At 72.3% G+C, this 4549-nt stretch carries 5 protein-coding genes and 1 tRNA gene; 4 read left to right on the top strand and 2 right to left on the bottom strand.

What is annotated here, in order from left to right; genetic code table 11:
* Positions 1-670 (top strand): hypothetical protein (locus HMPREF3099_RS03165; RefSeq protein ID WP_237769718.1); only part of this gene is annotated, 670 nt, incomplete at its 5' end.
* A 74-nt stretch (positions 671-744) separates the two neighbouring features.
* Here HMPREF3099_RS03165 and HMPREF3099_RS03160 read toward each other — a convergent pair.
* Positions 745-1026, bottom strand: coding sequence for a DUF3618 domain-containing protein (locus HMPREF3099_RS03160; RefSeq protein ID WP_070703872.1), 282 nt, complete (start codon positions 1024-1026; stop codon positions 745-747).
* A gap of 66 nt (positions 1027-1092) precedes the next feature.
* Between HMPREF3099_RS03160 and HMPREF3099_RS03155 the strand changes: the two genes are divergently transcribed.
* Together HMPREF3099_RS03155 and HMPREF3099_RS03150 are read left to right on the top strand one after the other, a co-directional pair.
* Positions 1093-1578 (top strand): peroxiredoxin, encoded by a 486-nt coding sequence (locus HMPREF3099_RS03155; RefSeq protein ID WP_070703870.1) that lies wholly within the window; start codon positions 1093-1095, stop codon positions 1576-1578.
* Between the two features lie 20 nt (positions 1579-1598).
* Positions 1599-1681, top strand: a tRNA-Leu gene (locus tag HMPREF3099_RS03150).
* A 7-nt stretch (positions 1682-1688) separates the two neighbouring features.
* Here the strand turns inward: HMPREF3099_RS03150 and HMPREF3099_RS03145 are convergent.
* On the bottom strand, positions 1689-2777 hold the full coding sequence (locus HMPREF3099_RS03145) for an endonuclease/exonuclease/phosphatase family protein (protein ID WP_168168424.1): 1089 nt from the start codon (positions 2775-2777) through the stop codon (positions 1689-1691).
* Between the two features lie 259 nt (positions 2778-3036).
* On the opposite strand from HMPREF3099_RS03145, the gene HMPREF3099_RS03140 reads away from it, so the two are divergent.
* Positions 3037-4545, top strand: a complete 1509-nt coding sequence (locus tag HMPREF3099_RS03140) for an alanine/glycine:cation symporter family protein (protein WP_070703866.1) — start codon at positions 3037-3039, stop codon at positions 4543-4545.
* Positions 4546-4549: the final 4 nt, after the last annotated feature.

The raw sequence follows: 4549 nt of genomic DNA, 5'->3' as shown, positions 1-4549 counted from the left end.
CCCCGAGCTGCGCCCCGGCTGCGAGCACCCCGTGGACTGGTTCAGCACCCGCCTGGTCGATGCCGTGCTCGCACGCCTCGCACCGGCGGACGCCCTCGGGCCTGTGGTGGGCGAGCCGCCCACCCTGGCCGATGCGGTGGCCGGCGCCCTGGAGTGCGTGCGCGGCGCCCACCCCGGCTGCGACGCCGACACCGGACCGTGGGCCACTCTCGCCGTGGCCCGCGCCGTGGGCGACCGACTGGAGTACTTCGTGCTGTGCGACTCCTCGCTGGTGGTGCGCTTCACCGACGGCCAGGTGCTGCAGGTCATCGACGGGCGGCTCGACGCGCTGGTGGGCGGCTGGGCCGGCACCGGGCCCTCCCCCGCATCGGTCATGAACACCCCCGGCGGGTGGTGGAGCGCCCGCGCCGACGTGCGCGCCGCCGACGAGGGACTCACCGGGTCGTTCGCGCTGGAGGAGGTGGAGGCCGCCTGGCTCGCCACCGACGGGGCGACGCGGCCGATCGAGATGTTCCGCACCCTGGACGCACCCGCCTGGGCCGAGGCCGTGGCGCGCGACCCGTGGGCGCTGGCGCACGGCATCCGGGCGCACGAGACCGAGCACGCCGAGCGGCTGCGGGCCGGCGGACACAAGGTGCACGACGACATCGCGATCCTGCGCGTGGTCTGAGCGGACGCGTCGGCCCCGGGAACGGCCGAGCCCCCACGACCGACCGGTCGTGGGGGCTCTCGGTGTGGCGCGCGTCAGCCCTTGTGGAACAGGCGGCGCAGCAGGCCGAGGGTGAAGACGGTGGCACCGGCGCCGCCGAGGCCCATGGCCACGCGGTCACCGCGGAGCTGGCCGCCCTCGTCGTACATGGTCTGGTTGAACTTGATCTGCGCGTCCTCCTGGGCGCGGCGTGCCACCTCCTTGGGGTGCACGCGGTACACGAGCTCGTCGACGTCGCCCGCAAGGCGAAGGCGGGAGGCGTCGATGTCGCGCGTGATCTGCTCGACGGAACGGGTGTCCTTGGGCTGCTTGGCCACGAGATTGCCTTTCCTTGGGAAACTCCCTGAAACTCTAACCCAGAAGCGACCCGAAGGAGACCCGTCATGACCCGCCTCGAGCCCGGCGACGCCGCCCCCGACTTCACCCTGGCCAGCACCGAGGGAGGCACCGTCTCGCTGTCTGACCTGCGCGGACGCAAGGTGGTGCTGTTCGTCTACCCCGCGGCCTCCACGCCGGGCTGCACCACGGAGGCCTGTGACTTCCGTGACAACGCCGCCGCCCTGGCCGATGCCGGGTACGCCGTCTACGGCCTGAGCAAGGACACGGTGGAGAAGAACACGAAGTTCGCGGAGAAGTACGAGCTGGGCTACCCGCTGCTCTGCGACCCGGAGCTGGAGACGCTGAAGGCCTACGGCGCGTACGGCGAGAAGAAGAACTACGGCAAGGTGGTGCAGGGCGTCATCCGCAGCACGTTCGTCATCGACGAGCAGGGGCGCATCGAGCACGCGCGGTACAACGTGCGGGCCAAGGGGCACGTGGCGTCGCTGGGCAAGAACGAGCTGGGGCTGCCGCTCACCAGCGCCGTCTGACGGGGCACAATGGCCGCCGCGCGCGAGTGGTGGAACTGGCAGACACGCACGGTTTAGGTCCGTGTGCTCCGGCGTGCGGGTTCGAGTCCCGCCTCGCGCACCAGGGCCCGTCACGCAGGTGGCAGGTGCACCGTGGTCGCGTAGGCCAGGTGGTCCGAGACGCCCAGTTCCAGCACCTCGCAGGAGTCGACGGTCGCCGTGTGGCTCACGATGACGTGGTCGATGGCGCTGCGCCCCCAGGCGGGCCACCCGACCGGCCACGTGCCCTGCGGCGTACCGCACCGCCGGGCCGTGTCGGCGAGGCCCTCCATCCCCGCGAGCCCACCGTGGCGGACCGTGGCGTTGAGGTCGCCCACCAGAAGCACCGGCCCCTCCTCTGCTGCCGTCTCGGCCTCGGTCACCAGCCCGTCCAGGTCGCGGCGCCACTCGTCCATCCAGCCGGGCACGGGCGCCGCCGGGTGGACCGCCAGCAGCAGCGGGTGCGCCGGGTCGGTGGGCTCCAGGCGCACGCTCCCCTGCATCGAGGGGGTGACGGAGCGCGGGGTGTACTCCGGCAGCCCCTCGCGCAGCAGCACCGACGTGGCCTCGATGCCGGAGTCCTCCGGCGCCCAGCGGCCTGAGGCGTCACTGGTGTGCAGGGTGCCGCGCCAGCCGGCGGCGCGCATGGCCCGCTGCGCCCGGGCGTGGGAGGTCTCCGGCAGCACCACCACGTCGGGGTGGAAGCGGGTCTCCAGGGCCGTGAGGTCCGCGGCGGTGAACGCGCCGAGGCTGTTGAAGGTCACCACCGTGAGAGTGGTGCCGTCAGCCGATGCACTGCCCGTGTCCGGCGCGGGCGCGGCCCACGGCGGACCGGCCGGCGCGAGGACCAGACCCAACGCGGCAGCGAGGCCGGGCACGGACGCCGCGAGCCACCACCACCAGGCCCGGTGCCGGCGGCGCCACGCCCACACCCCCACGGCCAGGAGCACCAGGCCCGCCAGCCCCAGGGCCACCCCGGCAGGGACCGGGAAGGACAGCGCGTGCGCCACCAGAGTGCGGGTGCTCAACCACCGGGAGAAGCCCACGGACGGCCACCACACGAGGACCGCGGCGGCCACGAGGGCCAGCCCCACGAGCGCGGCCAGGACGGCAGCTGCTCCCCGGCGCCAGCCCCGGCGGCGGTGTCCCGGCACGGCCTCCCCCGCAACGGGCCCCTGCACCGTCGACTCCACCCCGTCGCCCCTCTCCCTCGGTCTACCGCGATCGTACGCACACGCCCGGGCGTCCCCGGGGCCCCGGTGCAGGACCTCCCGCAACCGGCCGGGCTCCCGGAGTCCGTCCGGCCGGATCGCGAGGGGCCGCAGAACCTCCCGTGCCACAGCCGCATCCGCCGCCGGAACCGGCATCACCCCGGCCGAACCCCCGGACATCGGCGCCCCTCGTGGCTAGGGTCGTTCGGTACCTGACGAAAGGCACACCATGGAGTCCTTCCTCACCACGGCCAACGAGTGGCTGTGGTCCCAGTACATGATCTTCCTGATCCTCGCGCTCGGCGCGGGGTTCAGTCTGCTGCTGCTCTTCCCGCAGCTCCGACGCCTCCCGGACATGATCACCGCCCTCAAGGAGGGTGGTGACTCCAAGCGCGGCCTCTCCCCGTTCCAGTCGTTCGCCATCGCCCTGGGTGGGCGCGTGGGCGTCGGCAACATCGTGGGTGTGGCCACGGCCATCCACTTCGGTGGCCCCGGCGCCGTGTTCTGGATGTGGGTGACCGCCTTCCTGGGCGCCACCGTCGCCATCGCCGAGAGCTCCCTGGCGCAGGTCTGGAAGCGCGAGGTCAACGGCGAGTACCGCGGTGGCCCGGCCTACTACATCGAGCAGGGGCTGGGCTGGAAGTGGCTGGCCGTGCTGTACGCCATCGGCACGATCTTCGCCACCACCATCACCGGCCCGTCCATCCAGTCGTTCAGCATCTCGGACTCCAACCTGGCCGCCTTCCACGTGCCGATGTGGGTCAGCGGCGCCGTGGTGGCCGCGCTGTTCTGCCTGGTGACCTTCGGCGGCATGCACCGCCTGGGCCGCGTCACCGAGATGGTGGTGCCGTTCATGGCGGGCGCCTACATCCTCGTGGGCCTGGCGATGATGGTGCTGCGCGCCGGCGACGTGCCCGACATGTTCGGCCTCATCTTCCGCAGTGCCTTCGGCGGTGAGGCGATGTTCGGCGGCATGCTCGGCGCGGTCATCATGTGGGGCGTCAAGCGCGCCATCTACTCCTCCGAGGTGGGGACCGGCTCGGCCGCGCAGGCCTCGGCCGCCGCGGAGGTCTCGCACCCGGTCAAGCAGGGTCTGGCACAGGGCTTCTCGGCGTACGTGGACACGCTGTTCGTGTGCACCATCACGGCCCTGATGATCCTGCTCACCAAGAGCTACAACGTGGCCGACCCGGACGGCAAGATGATCGTGGAGTACATGCCCGGCGAGAACCCGGGCGCCAACTACACGCAGGCCGCCATCGACTCGGTGTTCCCCGGGTTCGGGCCGGCGTTCGTGGCCGTGGCCATGTTCTTCTTCGCGTTCACCACGCTGCTGTCCTTCGGGTTCTACGCCGAGACCAACGTGGCCTACCTGCTCAAGGAGCACCGCTGGCAGCCGGTGGCCATCGCGGTGGCGCGCGCGCTGCTGGCCGTCTCCATCGTGCTGGGTTCGCTGCGCAGCTCGGAGACCGCGTGGGCGTGGGCCGACCTGGGCCTGGGCTTCTACACGTGGGTCAACCTCATCGCCCTGGTGATGCTCAGCCCGGTGGTGCTCAAGGTGTTCCGCGACTACGACCGTCAGCGCAAGGAGGGCGTGGACCCGGTGTTCAACCCGCGCGACATCGGCATCGACAACGCCCCGGTGTGGGACGACGTGCTGGCACGCCACGGCCGCGGCCCGGGTGCCACCGCCGGCGCCGATGCCGGGAGCGCGGGCGCGACGCCCGACCGCGCCTGACGAG

It is taken from the genome of Kytococcus sp. HMSC28H12, from assembly GCF_001816045.1.
Lineage (GTDB): Bacteria > Actinomycetota > Actinomycetes > Actinomycetales > Dermatophilaceae > Kytococcus > Kytococcus schroeteri.
Note: the sequence above shows the minus strand (reverse complement) of the source record. Positions and strands in the feature narration are given on the sequence as shown.